The organism is Kitasatospora kazusensis, assembly GCF_039529945.1.
In the GTDB taxonomy this organism is placed as follows: Bacteria; Actinomycetota; Actinomycetes; order Streptomycetales; family Streptomycetaceae; genus Kitasatospora; species Kitasatospora kazusensis.
Genome location: NZ_BAAANT010000023.1, coordinates 14,892 through 34,658, shown reverse-complemented (window position 1 = coordinate 34,658; position 19,767 = coordinate 14,892). Strand labels below are relative to the sequence as shown.

General features: G+C 73.4%; 15 protein-coding genes. 6 read left to right on the top strand and 9 right to left on the bottom strand.

Annotation, left to right across the window (positions count from 1 at the left end):
* Positions 1 to 271: 271 nt before the first annotated feature.
* On the bottom strand, positions 272 to 724 hold the full coding sequence (locus ABD330_RS19675) for a PaaI family thioesterase (protein WP_344466856.1): 453 nt from the start codon (positions 722 to 724) through the stop codon (positions 272 to 274).
* A gap of 198 nt (positions 725 to 922) precedes the next feature.
* Here ABD330_RS19675 and polA point away from each other — a divergent pair, with 198 nt between their 5' ends.
* A complete protein-coding gene (polA, locus tag ABD330_RS19670) occupies positions 923 to 3,610 on the top strand; it encodes a DNA polymerase I (RefSeq protein WP_344466968.1) in 2,688 nt (895 codons plus the stop codon).
* Between the two features lie 110 nt (positions 3,611 to 3,720).
* Here polA and ABD330_RS19665 read toward each other — a convergent pair whose 3' ends face one another.
* The 3 genes from ABD330_RS19665 to ABD330_RS19655 all read right to left on the bottom strand — a co-directional run bounded on the left by ABD330_RS19665 (position 3,721) and on the right by ABD330_RS19655 (position 7,664).
* Complete coding sequence (locus ABD330_RS19665; protein ID WP_344466853.1) at positions 3,721 to 4,182, bottom strand: hypothetical protein; 462 nt, start codon at positions 4,180 to 4,182, stop codon at positions 3,721 to 3,723.
* Positions 4,183 to 4,293: 111 nt separating this feature from the next.
* Positions 4,294 to 6,813 (bottom strand): ATP-dependent helicase HrpB, encoded by a 2,520-nt coding sequence (gene hrpB, locus ABD330_RS19660; RefSeq protein ID WP_344466851.1) that lies wholly within the window; start codon positions 6,811 to 6,813, stop codon positions 4,294 to 4,296.
* Positions 6,813 to 7,664, bottom strand: coding sequence for a class I SAM-dependent methyltransferase (locus tag ABD330_RS19655; protein WP_344466849.1), 852 nt, complete (start codon positions 7,662 to 7,664; stop codon positions 6,813 to 6,815). Before ABD330_RS19655 ends, hrpB begins: the two co-directional genes overlap by 1 nt.
* A gap of 446 nt (positions 7,665 to 8,110) precedes the next feature.
* On the opposite strand from ABD330_RS19655, the gene rpsA reads away from it, so the two are divergent.
* Together rpsA and ABD330_RS19645 are read left to right on the top strand one after the other, a co-directional pair.
* Positions 8,111 to 9,595 carry a 30S ribosomal protein S1 gene (gene rpsA, locus ABD330_RS19650; RefSeq protein ID WP_344466847.1) on the top strand — a complete coding sequence of 495 codons (1,485 nt, stop codon included), beginning with the start codon at positions 8,111 to 8,113 and terminating at the stop codon, positions 9,593 to 9,595.
* Between the two features lie 294 nt (positions 9,596 to 9,889).
* Positions 9,890 to 12,106 (top strand): MMPL family transporter, encoded by a 2,217-nt coding sequence (locus ABD330_RS19645; protein ID WP_344466845.1) that lies wholly within the window; start codon positions 9,890 to 9,892, stop codon positions 12,104 to 12,106.
* On the opposite strand, the gene ABD330_RS19640 is transcribed toward ABD330_RS19645, so the two are convergent.
* Together ABD330_RS19640 and ABD330_RS19635 are read right to left on the bottom strand one after the other, a co-directional pair.
* On the bottom strand, positions 12,096 to 12,242 hold the full coding sequence (locus tag ABD330_RS19640) for a hypothetical protein (RefSeq protein WP_344466843.1): 147 nt from the start codon (positions 12,240 to 12,242) through the stop codon (positions 12,096 to 12,098). The two genes, ABD330_RS19645 and ABD330_RS19640, sit on opposite strands and share 11 nt — an antisense overlap.
* Before the next feature lie 227 nt (positions 12,243 to 12,469).
* A complete protein-coding gene (locus ABD330_RS19635) occupies positions 12,470 to 12,892 on the bottom strand; it encodes a MarR family winged helix-turn-helix transcriptional regulator (protein ID WP_344466841.1) in 423 nt (140 codons plus the stop codon).
* A gap of 49 nt (positions 12,893 to 12,941) precedes the next feature.
* Here ABD330_RS19635 and ABD330_RS19630 point away from each other — a divergent pair, with 49 nt between their 5' ends.
* Both ABD330_RS19630 and ABD330_RS19625 read left to right on the top strand, forming a co-directional pair.
* Positions 12,942 to 13,583, top strand: coding sequence for an MBL fold metallo-hydrolase (locus tag ABD330_RS19630; protein ID WP_344466839.1), 642 nt, complete (start codon positions 12,942 to 12,944; stop codon positions 13,581 to 13,583).
* A gap of 106 nt (positions 13,584 to 13,689) precedes the next feature.
* Positions 13,690 to 15,462, top strand: coding sequence for an amidohydrolase (locus ABD330_RS19625; protein WP_344466837.1), 1,773 nt, complete (start codon positions 13,690 to 13,692; stop codon positions 15,460 to 15,462).
* Here the strand turns inward: ABD330_RS19625 and ABD330_RS19620 are convergent.
* Positions 15,440 to 16,348 carry an alkaline phosphatase family protein gene (locus ABD330_RS19620; protein WP_344466835.1) on the bottom strand — a complete coding sequence of 303 codons (909 nt, stop codon included), beginning with the start codon at positions 16,346 to 16,348 and terminating at the stop codon, positions 15,440 to 15,442. The two genes, ABD330_RS19625 and ABD330_RS19620, sit on opposite strands and share 23 nt — an antisense overlap.
* A 185-nt stretch (positions 16,349 to 16,533) precedes the next feature.
* Here ABD330_RS19620 and coaE point away from each other — a divergent pair, with 185 nt between their 5' ends.
* Positions 16,534 to 17,127 (top strand): dephospho-CoA kinase, encoded by a 594-nt coding sequence (gene coaE, locus ABD330_RS19615; protein ID WP_344466833.1) that lies wholly within the window; start codon positions 16,534 to 16,536, stop codon positions 17,125 to 17,127.
* A 9-nt stretch (positions 17,128 to 17,136) separates the two neighbouring features.
* On the opposite strand, the gene ABD330_RS19610 is transcribed toward coaE, so the two are convergent.
* Both ABD330_RS19610 and ABD330_RS19605 read right to left on the bottom strand, forming a co-directional pair.
* A complete protein-coding gene (locus ABD330_RS19610; RefSeq protein ID WP_344466831.1) occupies positions 17,137 to 17,523 on the bottom strand; it encodes a DUF5955 family protein in 387 nt (128 codons plus the stop codon).
* 13 nt (positions 17,524 to 17,536) lie between these two features.
* Positions 17,537 to 19,762, bottom strand: a complete 2,226-nt coding sequence (locus tag ABD330_RS19605) for a hypothetical protein (protein ID WP_344466829.1) — start codon at positions 19,760 to 19,762, stop codon at positions 17,537 to 17,539.
* Positions 19,763 to 19,767: the final 5 nt, after the last annotated feature.

Here is a 19,767-nt window from a genome sequence, read left to right as displayed (position 1 = left end):
AGCCAAACGACGTGACGACAACGGTTGCACTCCCACGGCGGCGCACCCGCCGTCAGGGCCCGCCAGGCACTCCCCAGGGGCGCGTGGGGGTACCTCCCGGCCGAAGGCTGGGGGAGAACTGCGCGAAACGGAAGGCACGGCGCCGCACTTGCCCTTGGGACCCGCCAGGCACTACCCAGGGGCGCGGGGAACTGCGCGAAACCGGCAGGTACGGCGCCGCACCTGCCGCGAGGGCCCGCCATGCCCCCCATGCCCCCCGGTAAAGCCTCGCTCAGAGATCCCGCAGCATGCAGGTCAGCCGACAGCTGGTGATCCGCTTCCCGGTGTCGTCGGTGATCGCGATCTCGTACGTCGCGGCCGTCCGGCCCTTGAAGACGGCGGTCGCCACCCCCGTCACCAGGCCGGAGGTCGCCGAGCGGTGGTGGGTGGCGTTCAGGTCGACGCCGACCGCGTACCGGCCGGGGCCGGCGTGCAGCATCGCGCCTATCGAGCCGAGCGTCTCGGCGAGGGCGGCGGAGGCCCCGCCGTGCAGCAGCCCGTACGGCTGCTGGTTGCCCTCGACGGGCATGGTGCCGACCACCCGGTCCCCGGACGCCTCGACGATCCGCAGTCCCAGCTTCTCGCCGAGCAGGCCACCGCTGAAGGTGGTCGGGTCGACGCCGAGCTTCGCGAAGTGGTCCAGGACGTCCTGCGGGACGTTCAGAACCGGGGCCGAGTCGGTCATGGTGCTCCTTGCCGTTCAGGGGTCGCTTCGTGCCTGCTGGCTTCGTACCTGTTGCCAGTGATCGTACGGCGGGCCGGTGCGGTCGGGGGACTTGTCGGCGGCGGGCCATAGGATCAGTTGTCGGCAGTGGAATCGGCAGGAACGGACGTTGACGTGGCTACGCAGAGTGCAGGGAAGAGTGCGGCGAGTGGCAGGCTGATGCTGCTCGACGGACACTCCATGGCCTACCGGGCGTGGTTCGCCCTGCCGGTGGAGAACTTCAACACCGTGACGGGCCAGCCCACCAACGCGGTGTACGGCTTCGCCTCGATGCTCGCCAACACCGTCCGGGACGAGCAGCCGACCCACCTCGCGGTGGCCTTCGACCTCTCCCGCAAGACCTTCCGGTCCGAGGAGTTCCCCGACTACAAGGCGAACCGGGCCAAGACGCCGGACGAGTTCAAGAGCCAGATCGGCCTGATCCACGAGCTGCTCGACGCCATGAAGATCTCCCGGATGTCGGTGGAGAACTTCGAGGCGGACGACATCATCGCCACCCTGGCGACCGCCGCCGCGGCCGAGGGCTTCGAGGTCCTGATCGTCACCGGCGACCGGGACGCGCTCCAGCTGGTCAGCGACCGTGTCACGGTGCTGTACCCCACCAAGGGCGTCTCCGAGCTCACCCGCTACACCCCCGAGAAGGTCGCCGAGAAGTACGGCGTGACGCCGTCCCAGTACCCGGACTTGGCCGCCCTGCGCGGTGACCCGTCGGACAACCTCCCCGGCATCCCCGGCGTCGGCGAGAAGACGGCCGCCAAGTGGGTCAACCAGTTCGGCTCCTTCGACGAGCTGGTCGCCCGCGCCGACGAGGTCAAGGGCAAGATCGGCGAGAAGCTGCGCGAGCACCTCGACTCCGTCAAGCGCAACCGGGTGCTCACCGAGCTGGTCCGCGAGGTCGAACTCCCGCTCACCGTGCCCGAGCTGGCCCGCGCTCCGTTCGACCGCGAGGCCGTCGGCCGGCTGATGGAGAGCCTGGAGTTCCGCAACCCCAACTTCCGGGACCGGGTCTACGGCGTCGACCCGGGCGGCGTCGAGCCGGCCGAGGAGGCCGCGGCCTCCCCGGGCCTCGCCGTCGAGGGCAGCGTGCTCACCGAGCCCGGCGCACTGGCCGGCTGGCTCGCCGAGCACGCGGACGCCGCGGGCGGCCGGGTCGCCGTCGCCGCCGTCTACGAGTGGGCGCTCGGCTCCGGCCGGGTCCAGGAGATCGCGCTCGCCGCCGGCGAGACCGCCGCCTGGTTCGACCCGGCCGAGCTGGACGAGACCGACGAGCGGGCCTTCGCCGGCTGGCTCGCCGACCCGGAGCGGCCCAAGGCGCTGCACATCGCCAAGCAGGTGATGCGCGCCTTCGCCGAGCAGGGCTGGCAGATCGCCGGGGTCGCCGCCGACACCGCCCTCGCCGCGTACCTGGACAAGCCCGGCCGCCGCACCTTCACCCTGGACGTGCTCGCCGAGGAGTACCTGGCGCGCTCGCTGGCCCCCGCCGCCGCGGCCGAGAGCGGGCAGCTCTCGTTCGACGCGCCCGAGCACGACCCGACGGCCGGCGCCCAGGCCCTGATGACCCAGGCCCGCGCCGTCCTCGACCTCGCCGGGTACTTCGAGAACCGGCTCGCCGAGGTCGGCGCCACCGAGCTGCTGCACGAGATGGAGCTGCCGATCGCCGAGCTGCTGGCCCGGATGGAGCGCACCGGCATCGCCGCCGACCGTGCGTGGCTGACCACCATCGAGGCCCAGTTCGCCGCCGAGATCCAGCGGGTGGTCGAGGAGGCGCACGCCGCCGCCGGGCGCCCCTTCAACCTCGGCTCGCCCAAGCAGCTCCAGGAGATCCTCTTCGGCGAGCTCAACCTGCCCAAGACCAAGAAGATCAAGACCGGCTTCACCACCGACGCCGACGCGCTCACCTGGCTGGCCGGCCAGACCACCAACGAGCTGCCGGTCATCCTGCTCCGCCACCGCGACCAGGCCAAGCTGCGCACCACCGTCGAGGGCCTGCTCAAGACGGTCTCCCCGCAGGGCCGGATCCACACCACCTTCAACCAGATGGTCGCCGCCACCGGCCGACTCTCCTCGCAGGACCCGAACCTGCAGAACATCCCGGTCCGCACCGAGGAGGGCCGGATGATCCGCCGCGCCTTCGTGGTCGGCGAGGGGTACGAGTCGCTGCTGACGGCCGACTACTCGCAGATCGAGCTGCGGATCATGGCTCACCTCTCCGAGGACGAGGCCCTGCTCGAAGCCTTCGCCTCCGGCGAGGACCTGCACACCACCGTCGCCTCCTCGGTTTTCGGCGTCGAGCGCGACGCCGTCGACGCCGAGATGCGCCGCAAGATCAAGGCGATGTCCTACGGCCTCGCGTACGGGCTCTCCGCGTACGGGCTCTCGCAGCAGCTCGGCATCAAGCCCGGCGAGGCACAGGGCCTGATGGACACCTACTTCGAGCGCTTCGGCGGCGTCCGCGACTACCTGCACCGGGTGGTCGAGGAGGCCCGCGCCGTCGGGTACACCGAGACGCTGCTCGGCCGCCGCCGCTACCTGCCCGACCTGACCAGCGACAACCGCCAGCGCCGCGAGATGGCCGAGCGGATGGCCCTGAACGCCCCGATCCAGGGCTCGGCCGCCGACATCGTCAAGATCGCCATGCTGAACGTCGACCGCGCGCTGACGGAGGCGAAGGTCGCCACCCGGATGCTGCTCCAGGTGCACGACGAAATCGTCCTGGAGCTGGCGCCGGGCGAGCGCGAGCAGGTCGAGTCGATCGTCCGTGAGCAGATGGCCGGGGCCTACCCGCTGCGCGCCCCGCTGGACGTCTCGGTCGGCGTCGGCGCCAACTGGGAGGTGGCCGCGCACTGACCTGCGGCTCGCTCCCGGCGCGGCGGGCGCGGTGCCGCTCCCGCCGCCCGGCGCGGCCCCCGCGCCGCTGCACCGCACGAGCCGGGCGGGCCGCCCGACTTTTCCGCGCGCTACGATGCCCCGCGATTCGTCGAGTCCGGGGGAGACATGGTGGAGCGGTCCAGGGGGAGACGGGTACGCCTCGCGGTGGTCGGGGGCGTGGCCGTGCTGGCGGTGGCGGGGCTCGGGTGGGCGGTGGCCGGGCCCGGGTCGGCGGCTCCGGCGGAGCCGGGAGCGCCCGTCGGCGCGACGGCCTCCGCCCGGCCGCTCGGCCTGCCGGTGGCCGTACCGTCGTCCCTCTCCGGCGCCCCCTCCGCGCCGCCGGGCGCACAGCCCGGCTCGGCGCCCGCGGCCGCGCCGGTGCCCGGGCAGCCCTCCGGCGCCGTGCCGAGGAGCAGCGCGGCGCCGAGCGCCCCGGCGCCGTCGTCCGGGCGGCGTACGGAGCTGCCGCCGAGTGCGTGCACCACCTGCCGCCCGGCGCCCGCGCCGGACGCCGCCGACTGCGTGCGGGACGCGGCCGGGCAGGTCCTCACCTGCGGCAGGGCTCAGCAGGGCGTGCCGAGTCCTTCGCCGTCCCCGTCCCCGAGCGCCCTGTTCACCCACGGGGCGCACGGGGAGAGCCCGTGCGCGGTGACCCGGCAGCGTCACTTCCGCGGGTTGAGGTGCCGGGTCGGCTGGGCGGCGCCGGGGTCCTCCGGCCAGGGGTGACGCGGGTACCGGCCGCGCAGGTCGGCGCGGACGGCCCGGTAGCCCTCGCGCCAGAACGTGGCGAGGTCGCCGGTGACGGCGGCCGGCCGGCCGGCGGGGGAGAGCAGGTGGACGGTGAGCGGCACCCGGCCGCCCGCGAGGGCCGGTGCGGCCTGCCAGCCGAACAGTTCCTGGAGTTTGACGGCGAGGACCGGCCGCTCGCCGGAGTAGTCGACCCGCACCCGTGAGCCGCTCGGCACGGTGATCCGCTCCGGTGCCAGCTCGTCGAGGCGCCCGGCCTCGCCGGTCGTCCAGGGCAGCAGCCGTTGGAGCGCCGAGGCGACGCCGATCCGTTCCAGGTCGGCGCGGCGCCGGGCCCGGGAGAGTTCGGGCTCCAGCCAGTCGGGCTGCGCGAGCGCGGCCTCGCCGACGTCGGGCCAGGGCGCCCCGAGCGCGCGGTGCAGGAAGGCGAGGCGCTCGCGCAGCGCGACGGCCGCCTGGGACCAGGTCAGCAGCGCGTCGGCCCCTTCGCGGGCCAGCCCGTCCAGCAGTGCTTCGCGGACCAGCGCCCGGTCGGGGGAGGTGAGTGTCGCCGAGGCCAGCTCGATCGCCCCCAGCGTCTCCACCCGGCGGGCCGCCACCTCGCCCCGGCGTCCGCCGGGCGGCACCGCCCAGCGGACCTCTTCGCGCTCGGTCAGCAGTGAGGCCCCGGCCAGCCGTGCGGTCTCCTCGTCCAGTGCGACCGCCCGCCGGATCCGGGCCGACGGCGAGCCGGCCGGCCGGTCGGCGACCGCGACCGCCAGCCAGGGCGCCCCGGCCAGCGCCGAACCGGGGGTGGCCTCGGCGGCCGTTCCGGAGGCCATCAGGTACGGGCCCTCGGCCGTCCGGGCGCGGGCGATCCGTTCGGGGTGGGCGAGCGCGACGACCAGGCCCGCCGCGGCGGTGTCCGGCAGCGCGGTCTGGGGTGTGTCGCCGGCGCGCAGCCGCCGGACCTCCTCGCGCCAGCGTGCGGCGTAGCCGTCCCGCCCCGCGCGGACGGCCCGCAGGACGGCGAGCAGGTCGTCGCCGAGCGCCCGGGGCGGCTCCTCCGAGAGCAGCGCGACCAGCTCCGCCGCGCGCCGCGAGCCGACCAGGGCGGCGCCGTCCAGCAGCGCCCGGCCCAGCCGGGGGTGCAGCCCGGCGCGGGCGATCCGCCGGCCGCGTTCGGTGGCCCGCCCGTCGGCGTCCACCGCGCCGAGTGCGGCCAGGGTCTGCCGGGCGGCCGCCATCGCCCCGCCCGGCGGCGGGTCGGGCAGTGCCAGCCCGCGTGCGTCCGGGTCGCCCCAGCAGGCGGCCTGCAGGGCGAAGGCGGTCAGGTCGGCGAGGGCGATCTCCGGGGTGGGGAAGCGTACGGCGAGCGCGTCCTCCGCCTCCGACCAGCAGCGGTACACCACCCCCGGTGCTTCGCGTCCGGCCCGTCCGGCCCGTTGCCGGCCGGCCGCGAGCGAGGACCGGACGGTCACCAGCCCGGCCAGTCCGCGGGCGTGGTCGGTGCGCGGTTCGCGGGCCAGCCCGGAGTCCACCACGATCCGGACCCCCGGGACGGTCAGCGAGGACTCGGCCACCGAGGTCGCCAGGATCACCCGGCGTCCGTTCCCCGGGGTGAGCGCCGCGTCCTGGACGGCCTGCGGCGCCTGGCCGTGCAGTTGCAGCACCTCGGCGTCGACGTCCAGCCGGGCGGCCACCCGTGCGATCTCGCCGACGCCGGGCAGGAAGCAGAGCACGTCGCCGGGGTGCTCCGAGAGTGCCCGCCGGACGGTCGCCGCGACGTGTTCCAGCAGTGCCGGGTCGGTGCGGGTGCCCTGCGCGGGGCGGGCGAGGCGGGCGGGGGGCGCCCAGATCACGTCGACGGCGTGCGAGGTGCCGTGTGCTTCGATCACCGGCGCCGGGCCCTCGTCCGGGCCGCCCAGCAGTGCGGCCCAGGCCTCGGTGTCGGAGGTGGCCGAGGCGCAGACCAGCCGCAGCTCCGGGCGGAGTGCGGCGCGGACGTCCAGCAGGAAGGCGAGCGCGGTGTCGGCGTCCAGGTGCCGTTCGTGGCACTCGTCCAGGATCACCACGTCGACCCCGGGCAGCTCCTGGTCGCGCTGGAGCCGCTGGAGCAGCACCCCGGTGGTGACCACCTCCACCACCGTGCCGGGCCCGGTCCGCCGGTCGCCCCGGATGCTGTAACCGACGGTGCCGCCGAGTTCGGAGCCCAGCAGCCAGGCCATCCGCCGGGCCGCCGCCCGGACGGCGAGCCGGCGCGGCTCGGCGACCAGGACCCGCCGCACCGGCCCGGGGAAGGCGTCCAGCAGCCCGGCCAGCGCGAGCGGCACCAGGGTGGTCTTGCCCGTCCCCGGCGGCGCCGCGAGCACGGCCACGCCGCGTTCGTCGAGGGCGCGGCCCAGTGCGGGGACGGCGGTGCGGACGGGGAGTTCCAGCCCGGGGTTCAGCACCATCAGCCGCGGCGCGCCACGAAGATCGCGGTACCGGGGAAGTGCCGCCCGCGCAGCGGGCTCCAGCCGCCCCACTCCTGCTCCAGGCCGGCCGGCCACTCCGGCTCGACCAGGTCGAGCAGCTGGAACCCGGCCGCCGTGAGCTCCCGGACCCGGTCGCCGAGGGTGCGGTGGTGTTCGACGTACGTGGCCTGCCCGGTCTCGTCCTGCTCGACGTACGGGGTGCGGTCGAAGTACGAGGCGGTCGCCGTCAGCCCCTCCGGGCCGGGTTCGTCGGGGAAGGCCCAGCGGATCGGGTGGGTGACGGAGAAGACCCAGCGTCCGCCCGGCCGCAGCACCCGGTGGACCTCGCGCATCAGCGCGGCGGTGTCGGCGCAGAACGGCACGGCGCCGTACGCCGAGCAGGCCAGGTCGAAGGCGCCGTCGGCGAACGGCAGCACCTCGGCGTCCGCCTGCACCACCGCGACCGGCTCGCCGCCGCGGCCGAGGTCGATCCGCCGGGAGTGCTGGAGCTGGCGGAAGGAGAGGTCCAGGGCCACCGGCCGGGCCCCCTGGGCGGCCAGCCAGCGCGAGCACTGGGCGGCGCCGGCGCCGATCTCCAGCACGTCCAGCCCGCGCAGCGACCCGGCGGGGCCGAGCAGCCGGGCCTCGGCCTCGTCGAGGCCCTCCGGGCACCAGGTGAAGCGGTCGTCGCCGAGGAACTCGCCGTGCTCGTCCTGGTACTCGTCGGCGTTGCGGTCCCACCAGGAGCGGCTGGCGCGGCTGGTCTCGGCGGGCGCGGCGTCGCGGCGGACGGCGTCGCCGTCCTCGTCCTCGGCGTGGATTGACGGCGCTGTGTCAGGGGTGGTGGCCAAGGTGATAGAGCCTGTCGCGTAGGGTGGTGGCTGCGGAAGCGCTGCTGCCCGCGTCCACCCCTGTGAGAGGGGGCGGCACAGGCGGTGGCATCCGGGGAGCTGGCCCCTGCGGCTGCCGTCCCTCGGCCCTGTTCGATCAAGGGCGCGGGGTGCGCAGTTGGAGGATATGGCCTGATCCATCCCGGCCTCTACCGTCTCGCCTACCCTGGCGTTGACCGTGCCTGGCTGTCCCCGTATGCTACAAGTTGCGCTGCGGGCCTGCGCGCCTCGGACGGAGCAGGTCGCGCTCGCATCTGTCGAAGACCCCACGGTCGCAAGACGGACACCTCTTGGGTAACCAGATCGGTGGGCCGTGTTCTTGGCTGTCCGGCTTTCGGTGGGAGCGACACAGGCCCCCCGCGTGGCATTACCTACGACTTCATGTCCGTACCGGAGCCCTTTTCCTAATGACGACCGACACCTCTGTCAGCACCACCCCGCAGGTTGCGATCAACGACATCGGCGACGCCGAGGCTTTCCTCGCGGCGATCGATGAGACGATCAAGTACTTCAACGATGGCGACATCGTTGAGGGCGTCATCGTGAAGGTCGACCGTGACGAGGTTCTCCTCGACATCGGTTACAAGACCGAGGGCGTTATCCCGTCCCGCGAGCTCTCGATCAAGCACGACGTTGATCCCCACGAGGTTGTCAAGGTTGGTGACAACATCGAGGCCCTGGTTCTCCAGAAGGAGGACAAGGAGGGTCGCCTGATCCTGTCCAAGAAGCGTGCGCAGTACGAGCGCGCCTGGGGCACGATCGAGAAGATCAAGGAAGAGGACGGGATCGTCACCGGTACCGTCATCGAGGTCGTCAAGGGTGGTCTCATCCTCGACATCGGCCTCCGTGGCTTCCTCCCGGCCTCGCTGGTCGAGATGCGCCGCGTCCGCGACCTCCAGCCCTACGTGGGCAAGGAGCTCGAGGCCAAGATCATCGAGCTGGACAAGAACCGCAACAACGTGGTCCTGTCCCGCCGTGCCTGGCTGGAGCAGACCCAGAGCGAGGTCCGCCAGACCTTCCTCACCACCCTCCAGAAGGGTCAGGTGCGCTCCGGCGTCGTCTCCTCGATCGTCAACTTCGGTGCCTTCGTGGACCTGGGTGGCGTCGACGGTCTCGTCCACGTCTCCGAGCTGTCCTGGAAGCACATCGACCACCCGTCCGAGGTTGTCGAGGTCGGCCAGGAGGTCACCGTCGAGGTTCTCGACGTTGACATGGACCGCGAGCGCGTCTCCCTGTCGCTGAAGGCGACCCAGGAGGACCCGTGGCAGCAGTTCGCCCGGACGCACCAGATCGGTCAGGTCGTCCCGGGTAAGGTCACCAAGCTCGTTCCGTTCGGTGCGTTCGTGCGCGTCGACGAGGGCATCGAGGGCCTGGTCCACATCTCCGAGCTGGCCGAGCGCCACGTGGAGATCCCGGAGCAGGTCGTCCAGGTCGGCGACGAGATCTTCGTCAAGGTCATCGACATCGACCTGGAGCGTCGCCGCATCAGCCTGTCGCTGAAGCAGGCCAACGAGGCGCTGGGCGCGGACGCGGCCACGGCCGAGTTCGACCCGACCCTCTACGGCATGGCTGCCTCGTACGACGACGCGGGCAACTACATCTACCCCGAGGGCTTCGACCCCGAGGCCAACGACTGGCTCGAGGGCTTCGAGAAGCAGCGCGAGGCGTGGGAGGCCCAGTACGCCGAGGCGCAGTCGCGCTTCGAGTCGCACCAGGCCCAGGTCATCAAGAGCCGTGAGGCCGACGCCGAGGCCGCTGCCGAGGGTGGCGACGCTGTTGCCGCCGCCGCCGGTGGCTCGTACTCCTCCAGCAGCGACGAGGGCTCCGGCGCTCTCGCTTCGGACGAGGCGCTCGCCGCTCTGCGCGAGAAGCTGGCCGGCGGCCAGAGCTGATCTCTCCCTCGCTGAGGGTTAGTGGCTGAACGAAACCCCCCACCCGGGTCTCCGGGTGGGGGGTTTCGTGCGTTTCCGGCTCCGCCGGGGTTTCTTGGGGGCGCGGGAGACTGCGCGAAGCGGTAGGCAGCGGTCTGTGCCTTCCGGTTTCGCGCAGTTCCCCGCGCCCCTGAGGCACAAGCCCGCGTCATGGTGCCCGGGTTGCGTGTGATATGAGCCGCACTGCACGGCTCTAGGGGATTGGTCCGTTTACGCCTAGCTTTGGAGGGAACTGCCCGAAAGGCTTACGCACATATGCGCAATACCCTCGCAGTAGCACCCGCCTCCGCCGCCGCTCCCCAGGTCGCCGGGCGTCTCGCCGCTCTCGGCCGGTTCTGCCATCGCAGGCGGCGGTGGGTGGTCGGGTTCTGGGTGCTGGTGCTCGCGCTCGGTGTCCTGATCGGCGGGCGGGTCTTCGAGGGCACGGTGGCCGGCGCGCCCTCCGCCTCCGCCGAGGCGGACCGGGGATCCGCCGTCGTCGCGGCCGCCGACCCGGTCCTGGGCAGTGTCACGGCCGTCGTGGACGGCGCGCCGGTGGACGGCCAGGCCGTCCGGGCGGCCGTCACCCAGGCCACCGCCGACATCGCGAAGCTCCCGGGCGTCTCCGCCGTCACCGACACCTACGGCGCCGGACCCTCGCTGACCGCCGCCGACGGCCGGGCCAGCCTGGTCGACGTCCGGATGGCCGTCGACAGTACGAACGCGCAGCTGACCGCCGTCACCGACCGGCTGGACTCGATCAAGGCGGACGGCGCGCACGTCACCGTCGGCGGCGACCTGGTGCTCCAGCAGGAGGTCAAGGACCAGACCCAGAGCGATACCAAGTTCGGCGAGATCGTCACCCTGCCGCTCACCCTGGTCGTGATGGTGCTGGTGTTCGGCGGGCTGGCCGCGGCGAGCCTGCCGGTGATCGGGGCGGTGGCCTCGGTCGGCGGGGCGCTGCTGGCGATGTTCGGGTTCAGCCAGATCATGTCGATCGACACCAGCGTGCTGCCGATCGCGACCGTGCTGGGTCTCGGGCTCTCGATCGACTACGCGCTGCTGATGGTCAACCGGTTCCGCGAGGAGCGCGGCCACGGCGCGGACATCGCGGCGGCGGTCGAACGCACCGCCGCGACCGCCGGGCGGACGGTCGCCTTCTCGGGGCTGACCGTCGCGGTCGCGCTGAGCGGCCTGTTCGTCTTCACCAACCCCGTGCTCGGCGCCGTCGCGGCGGCCGGGGTGAGCGTGGTGGTGATCGCCGTCGCCGCCGCGCTGACGCTGATCCCCGCGCTGCTCGGTTTCGCCGGGCACCGGATCAAGGCGCCGACCGCGCCGGTGCCGGACGAGGGCTTCTTCGCCCGTACCGTGCGGCGGGTCCGCAAGCGCGCGGTGCCGGTGGCACTAGTCTGCACGGCGCTGCTGGTGGCGGCCGGCGCGCCGTTCGCGAGTGCCCAGATGCGCAACTCCGGCGCCTCGGTGCTGCCCGCCTCCTCGGCCGGCCGGCAGGTCGCCGAGACGATCGACCACCGCTTCCCGCAGGCCGCGCCCGCGCCCGTCACCGTGGTGGTGCAGGCCGGGCAGGCGGCGGCGCAGTCGTACGCGGACACCGTGGTGGCGAAGCTGCCGGGCGTCAGCGGGGTACGGGCGGTGTCCCCGGTCAGTGACCGGGTGAGCACCGTCGACGTGCTGGTCAAGGGCGACCCGCAGGGCGGCGCGGCCAAGTCCGTGGTGAACGAGCTGCGGGCCGACCGGGGCGGGCTGCGGACCTACGTGACCGGCGGCGCCGCGTCCGTGGTCGACTTCCAGCACGAACTGATGAACCGGGGTCCGTGGGCGCTCGGCCTGGTTGCGGCCGGGACGCTGATCCTGCTGTTCCTGATGACCGGCTCGGTGGTGATGCCGGTCAAGGCCCTGCTGATGAACCTGCTCTCGCTCGGCGCCTCGCTCGGTGCGCTCACCCTGGTCTTCCAGGACGGCTGGTTCAGCGGACTGCTCGGGTTCAGCCCGACCGGCGGGCTGGAGACCTTCATCCCGGTGCTGGTGTTCGCCTTCGCGTTCGGGCTGTCGATGGACTACGAGGTCTTCCTGTTGTCCCGGATCAAGGAACTCCGGGACCAGGGGTACAGCTGTACCCGCTCGGTGGAGCTGGGGCTCCAGCGCAGCGGCCGGATCATCACCTCGGCGGCGCTGCTGATGGTGATCGTCTTCGCCGGGTTCGCCGCCGGGGACATGCTGATGGTCAAACAGATGGGGATCGCCCTGGCGGTCGCCGTCGCGGTGGACGCCACGCTGGTGCGGTGCCTGCTCGTCCCGGCGGCGATGACGCTGTTCGGCGAGTTCAACTGGTGGGCGCCGGCCCCGCTGCGGCGGCTGCACCGAAGGATCGGCCTGACCGAGCACGTGGCGCTGCCGCCGATCGCGGCTGCCACCGCCACCGTTCCGGCGCAGCGCGCCGAGCGGGACCGGCCGCTGGTGGCCGTCAGCGACTGACGCAGGAGTTCCCGAATCCGGGGGCGAGCCCGGCGATGCCGTCCAGGGCGCTGCAGGCGGAGGCGCTGCCGGCGGCGGCGAACATCAGGCCGCAGAGGGCGGCGGCGACGAGCAGTGTGTTGCGGACCGTGGTCACGGGGTTCCCTTCGGGGGCGGGGTGGAACGCCCTGCACAACGCGGCTGCGGCCGCGAAGGAACGCGCTGGTCACCCGCTTGGCGGAGCGCGGCGCCTTCGCGGGGGCGTGTGGGGTAGGGCCCCCAGGGGCGCGGGGAACTGCGCGAATCGGGAGTGACGGTGGGGTGCCTTCCGCTTCGCGCAGTTCCCCGCGCCCCTGGATAGTGCACGGTTGCCGCCCCGGGGTCTCAGCGGCTGAGTTTGGCGAGAAGAATGACGGTGTCGCGAAGTTGCCGTTGTTCCGCCGGGGTGAGGCGTTCGGTGATGGCCGCCGCGATGGTGCCCTCGCGGCGGGCGCGCTGTTCGTGCAGGGCGTGGACGCCGGAGTCGGTGGCCGTAATCACGAGTTTGCGGCCGTCGGTGGCGTGGGGTTGCTGCTCGACCAGTCCGGCTTCGGTGAGCAGGGCCACCGTGCGGGCCATCGACTGGTGCCGGACGCGCTGGAGGCCGGCCAGCTCGCTGGTGGTGCAGGGGCCTTCGCGGACCAGCCGGCCGAGCACCGCGGCCTGGTTCTGCGGCAGCTCGTCGTCCGCCCGGAGGCGGCGTACCAGGGTGCCGATGGCGAGGCGCAGTTCGGCTGCCAGCTCCAGCGGGTCCAGTTCGTCGGTCATGGGACGATCGTACCCGCAATCAATACAGCATTGCTGTACTGTTTTGCCCATGCGACTCACCAAGTTCGGACACGCCTGCGTCCGCATCGAGCAGGACGGCACCACCGTCGTCATCGACCCCGGGATGTTCACCGACGCCGAGGCCCTCACGGGCGCGGACGCGGTGCTGATCACGCACGAGCACATGGACCACTTCGTCGAGGACCGGCTGCGCGCCGCCGCCGAGGCCCACCCGGGCCTGCGGATCTGGACCAACAGCGCGGTCGCGGGGCAGCTGGACGGGCTCGGCGCCCGGGTCACGGTGGTGGGGGAGGGCGACGCCTTCGACATCAACGGCCTCGGGGTGAGCGTGCACGGCGAGTGGCACGCCGTCATCCACCCCGACATCCCCCGGGTCGGCAACATCGGCTTCCTGCTGGACGGGAAGCTGTTCCACCCCGGCGACGCGCTGACCCTGCCGCCGCACCCGGTCGAGACGCTGCTGCTGCCGATCGCCGCTCCGTGGTCCAAGGTCTCCGAGCTGATCGACTACGTCCGCGAGGCCGCCCCGCAGCGGGCCGTCGCCATCCACGAGGCGGTCCTCAGCGACGTCGGGCAACTCGTCCACGGCCGCCTCCTCGGCGACGGCGGACCGGGCACCGGGGCACAGTTCCACCAGCCGTCTCCGGGTGAGCAGCTCGACCTCGGGTAGCCGGCCCCCGGTCCGCTTCGGGGGCGTCATGGACGGGGCCGCCCGCTTCTGAGAGTATGCGAACCGGCACTTTGGGTGATCGACGCACAGAGGCAGGTGGCCAGTCATGGCAATGGATCCTCCAGGCGGAACGGCGTCCGGCGACGCCGATGTCATCTTCTTCGGCGGTGAGATCGTGACCGTGGCGGCGGAGGAGTCCGAGCTCGCGCCGGAGGCGGTGGCGGTCAAGGACGGCAGGATCGTCTTCGTCGGCGACCGTTCCCGGGCGTTCGCGGACTGGCAGGGCGACGGGACGGTGCTGCGGGATCTCCAGGGCCGTACGCTGCTGCCCGGTTTCATCGACGCCCACGGCCATCTGACCGGCACCGGCCTGCAGGCCACGATCGCCAATCTGCTGGCCGAGCCCGACGGTGACGTCACCGACCTCGACTCGCTGCGGCAGAAGCTGCGCGAGTTCGCGGACAGCCCGGTCGGCCTGCGGTCCGAGTGGATCATCGGTTTCGGGTACGACGACTCCATGCTGGACGGGCGGAAGCACCCCACCCGCGCGGACCTGGACGAGGTGTCCACCGAGCGGCCGGTGCTGGCGATCCACCAGTCGTTCCACCTGGGGGCGGTCAACAGCAAGGGGCTCGAACTCCTGGGCTACGGCCCGGGCACCCCCGACCCGGCCGGTGGCGTGATCCGGCGGGAGTCCGCTCTCGTGCGGCCGTACGGGGTGCCCGACGGCGTGCTGGAGGAGTCGGCGTTCCTCCCCGCCTCAGGTCTGGCGATCGACGGGATGGACCCGTCGGACGTCGGGCAGTTCCTGTTCAAGGGGCTGCGGGCCGCCGCGCGTTTCGGCTTCACCACCGTGCAGGAGGGCGCCGCCTCGCTGGACGTCCTGGACGCCATGCGGGAGGCCGCCGCGGAGTACCCCGGCGGCCTCCCCGCCGACGTGGTCGTCTACGTGAAGGCGGGCGAGGCGGTCGCGGAGCCGGAGCGGGTCCGGGCCGGCCGGGAGTACGTCCGGGGTCTGCGGGCGGGCGGGATCAAGATGGTGCTGGACGGCTCGCCGCAGGGCCGGACCGCCTGGCTCACCGAGCCGTACAAGACCCGGCCGGACGGCACGGACGAGGGCTACCGCGGCTACCGCGCGATCGAGGACGAAACCGCCCTGGCCCAGCTGCGGGCCGGGTTCGAGAACGACTGGCAGGTCATCGCGCACGTCAACGGCGACGCGGCCATCGACCAGTTCGTCGGAGCCCTACGGACGGTCACGGCCGAGTCCGAGTCCGGGGCCGAGCCCGAGCCCGGGCCCGCCGACCGCCGGCCGGTCGCGATCCACGCCCAGACCGCTCGCGCGGACCAGCTCGACGCGTTCGCCGAGCTGGGCGTCATCCCGTCGTTCTTCTCCATGCACACCTATTACTGGGGTGACTGGTACCGCGAGACCGTGCTCGGCAAGGCACGCGCGGCGGAGATCTCCCCGGCCCGCTGGGCGCTGGACCGGGGCCTGGTCTACACCTCGCACCACGACGCCCCCGTGGCGCTGCCCAACTCGATCGCCATCCTGTCCAGCCAGGTCACCCGGGTCACCCGCTCGGGTCACGTGCTGGGGCGGCACCAGCGGGTGTCGGCCCTGGACGCGCTGAAGTCCCTCACGATCAACGCCGCCCACCAGTACTTCGAGCAGGACGACAAGGGCAGCATCGAGGTGGGCAAGCTCGCCGACCTGGTCGTCCTCAGCGACAACCCGCTGCTGGTCCCCTCGAAGGCGATCAAGGACCTCACCGTCGAGGAGACCGTCAAGGCGGGCGTGACGGTCTACGACGCGGCCTCCGAGGAGCCCGAGCCGGTGCCCGTCACCGCACGCGTCACACCGGCACCGCACTGCTGACCAGGGCCCGTGCGGGCTCGGCGGCCGGCCGGAACGGGCGGCCGTCGAGCGTCCAGTGCGGGTCCGGGACGATCTCCAGCGCCGCGTAGACGTGCGCGGCGACATCGGTGTGGTGCAGGGGGGCGACGGGCGCGCCCGGGGTGATGCCGGGCCCGCTCGCCGCGATCCAGGCCGTCCGCTCCAGGTCGGTGCGGCCGCCGTGGCCGCCCTGGTCGAGGTGGCCGTGGTCGGTGACGACGATGACCGTCCACTCCTCCCCGGCGTAGCCGGGCCGGCTGCGGACGGCCGCGAGCAGGCGGCCGAGCCGCTGGTCGGCGGTCTCGATCGAACGGCGGTACTCCTCGCCACAGCCGAGGAAGTGGGCGGTCTCGTCCACCGCGCCGAGGTAGACGAAGGACGCCTGCGGGTCGTCGTCGCTGCTGCCCAGCACGTACGCGGCCTCGGCCGTCACCCGCTCGTCGCAGACCTCCCACGCCTCGGGCGTGTCCTCCAGCGGGGCGATGTACGAGAGCCGGCCGGGTGCGGCGAAGAGCGGGCCGCCGCTGCGGGCCAGGAAGAGCGGCTCCCAGCCGCCGGCCGCGAAGGTCCGCCGGCCGTGCACGGCGGCCAGCCGGGTGGTGAAGTCCGGGAAGACGTCCAGCCGGTTGCCGCCGAGGTGGTTGCCGAGCACGCCGTGCTTGGCGACGCCGACGCCGGTGGTGATGGTGGCCCAGCACGGGCCCGACATGGTCGGGGTCGCCTCGTCCACCTGGACGGGGGCGAGGAAGCCCTCGGCCGCGAACGAGTCCAGGTGCGGGGTGCGCAGCTCCGGCAGCAGGTCGAGGCGGACGCCGTCGATACCGACGACCAGGACGCGGCGGGGTCCGACGGGCCAGCGGCTGGACATGGGGGAGCTCCGATCGGTCAGGTGCGGGGGCCTGACCGGCACCCTAACCGGCGTTACCGGAGGTCAGGAGTCCGGTAACCGGTGGGCGGAGGTACTGTTCGCCGGGGCGCCGCCAGATGTTCGCGTGGCGTTGTCCTCGGGGCCCGGCCGAGGGCCGGGCCGGGGGCGACCGGTAGCCTGGCGCCATGCTGAGGATCGGACTGACGGGCGGGATCGGCGCGGGCAAGAGCGTGGTCTCGGGGCGACTGGCGGCGCTGGGCGCGGTGATCGTGGACTCCGACCTGATCGCCCGTGAGGTGGTGGCCGCCGGTACGGACGGCCTGCGCGCGGTGGCGGCGGAGTTCGGCCCGGACGTCCTGCGGGCGGACGGTACCCTCGACCGCCCGGCGCTGGGCGCCGTGGTCTTCGCGGACCCGGAGCGGCTGGCTGCCCTGAACGCCATCGTCCACCCGCTGGTGCGGGCCCGCTCCGCCGAGCTGGAGGCCGCCGCCGGGCCGGACGACCTCGTGGTGCACGACGTCCCGCTGCTCGCCGAGAACGGGCTCGCCCCGCTCTACGACCTGGTGGTCGTGGTGGACGCCGAGGACGAGGTCCGGCTGGACCGGCTGGTGCGGCTGCGCGGCATGGCCGAGGCCGAGGCGAAGGCGCGGATGGCCGCCCAGGCGACCCGCGAGGACCGTCTGTCGATCGCCGACCTGGTGATCGACAACGGCGGGACGCCCGAGGAGCTGGACGCCCGGGTCCGCGAGGTCTGGGAGCAGCTGAAGGGGCGCCGGTAGGGCCTGGCGTCAGCCGTTCAGCGCCTGCGCCAGCTGGCCGACGGCGACGACCAGGGGGGCGACCGGCGCGACGAAGTCCGTCAGGCGCTCCAACGCCCGCCGGAGCACGCCCGGTTGCGGCTCCGCCTCGTCCAACTCCTCGCGCAGCCGGCGTAGTTCCACCTGGGTGCCGGACTGGTCGGGGAGCGCGTCCCGGTGCTCGGTGAGCAACCGCTCTATCAGGGCGATCAGTTCGGCGGGGCCGGCCTGCTGTGCGGGCAGCGCGGTCTGGAAGCCCACGTTGCCGGCGACGGCCCGGGCGCCGGCGCCGACGGCCTGGTTGCCGACCTGGCTGTGGCCGCCGGACTGCTGCACGCCGTTGTTCACGGGGAAGCCCTGCGGGTGTTCGGCTGTCACGGGGTCACACTCCTCAGCTCTGAGCGGTCTGGGTGGCGACGGCGCCGGTGCCGACGGCCTGGTTGCCGACGTGGCTGACGCCGCCCTGCTGGAGGATGCCGTTGTTGAGGATCGTCTGCTGCTGGGCGCGGAAGTCGACGGTGTCGACGCCGTGTTCGTCGAGGAAGTCCCGGATGGCGGCCAGCATGTGGCGGTAGAGCGCGGAGAGGATCCGGTTGGCGTCCACCACCTGGAAGTAGTTCTGGTAGTCGGGGCTCAGCGCGGCGGTCCGGACGCTCGACCGGGCGCCGTAGTCGAAGGCCGGGTCCTCCTCGAAGGCGAGGTGCTCCCGGAGCAGCCGTTCGGACCTGCGCTTCTCCGCGGTGCGGTGCCGGCCGGCCGCGGCCGGTGCGCCGAACAGGGCCCGGCCGGTCTCCTGGAGGGCGGCCAGCAGGAGCCGGCGGCGGCGCTCGTCGGTGCTGTGGGCCGGCAGCGAGTCCACCTGGTGGTAGCGCCGGTGGACCGGCCCGAGCCCGTGGGCCGTGCAGTCGATGTGCAGGGTCCGTCCGGTCGTCGACAGGTGCAGGAACATGCTCGGCACCACGTCGTCGCCCCAGAGCGGCAGGTGCGCGGCCAGGTAGTGGCGGACGGTCCCGGTCGGGTGCAGGGCGATCTCCCGGACCTGGTCGGCGGTCAGCCGGGTGGCCGGGGTCAGCCGGTCGCCGCTCAGGAAGCGGCCGTCCCCCTTGAGGGTGGCGCCGTTGACGAACACCCGGTCCTCCAGCAGGAGGCCGGCCAGGGCGGTCCCGTCGTGGCCGTCCGGTGCGGCCGCGAGGGCGGTCAGCCGCTCCCGGATCCGGGTCAGCAGCTGCCAGGTGTCGAACTCCTGCACGGTGCGGTTCCGCCGGTCGTGCGGCCGGACGGGTGGCAGCAGCGGGACGGACAGCCGCCGGCTGAACTCCGGGTTCGTGTAGCCGAGGAACGGCGTGTAGCCGCTGTAGACCGTGACGTTGCCCTGCTGGGTGTCGGCGATCACCGCCAGGCGCTCTTCGATCCAGGGGTCGGCGGGGGCGGGTTTCGGGACGGCGCCCGGGGAGAAGACCGCGCGGCGCAGCCCGGACCGCAACCGGGCGTCCGTGTCCGCCTCGTGGCGCAGCACGACCAGGTAGGCGTACGCGACCCCGGCGATCACGGCGGCCAGCGCGGGGATCCCGTACAGGTAGGAGCCGGTCAGCCACCGGACGGGGCCGGGCAGCGAGGGCGCGGTGAGCAGGACGGCGATCAGGGTGGCCGTCAGGAACAGGGTCAGGCCGGTGGCGCCGACCCGCCAGAACACCGTCGTGCTGTCGCTGTGGTCGCGCCCCCGGGTGGCCCGGTAGCGGGAGCGGTCCCGGCCCGCGCGGCCGAGCAGGGCGAGCGCCGGCCGGCAGAGCAGCAGCCAGAGCGGGGCGATGAGCAGCAGGGTGCCGAGCACCAGGGCCAGCCGGCGGTCGCGCCGGTGGCGGAGCAGGCGGGCGGTCAGGCAGTGCCGGGCGACCGGTACCAGGTCGACGCCCGGGGACGGTGCGACGGCGCCGAACTCGTCCGCGAGGAGCTCCTCGACCACCTGGTCGGCGAAGGCCGGGTCGAGGTAGGCGGCGGCGCAGAGGTAGCGGGTGACGTCGCCGGGGACGCTGCCGAGCTCGGCCGGTCCGGCGTGCTGCTGAGCGATGGCGGGGCTCCGTTCGCGGGTTCGGGGGCGCGCGGGCCGGGCGACGGCGCCGGTCGGCGGGACGGCGAAGGCGATCCCGGTGGCGAGGCCGAGCAGTGCGCCGAAGGCGGCGGACGGATACACCGTCTGCTGGAGCAGGGAGTCGGCCGACAGTCCGAGGTGCCCGAACCGGAGCACGACCGCCAAGCTCGCCAGGTCGGAGAGGACGCCCGCCAGCACGCCGGTGCCGAGCGCCGCGGCCCAGCGGGCCGGCCCCGGCGCGGCGCCGAGTACCAGGTACGGCACCAGCAGGACGACCGAGCCCAGCAGTACGAGCAGGCCGACGTCGGCCGTCCAGTCGAACACGGGGGCGACGGGCCGGGGCATCGCGAGCGTCGGGTGCCACCCGGGGACGGCCAGGATCTGGCGCAGCCAGGCGTCGGTCGGGTCCGAGGCGCGCTCGGGGCGCACCGTCCGCTGGAACCAGGGGTTGCCCAGGGCGACGACCAGCAGACAGAGCGCGAGCAGCCGGCCGCGCACCAACGTGATCCTGGCACTCGGCAGTTGCACGGCAC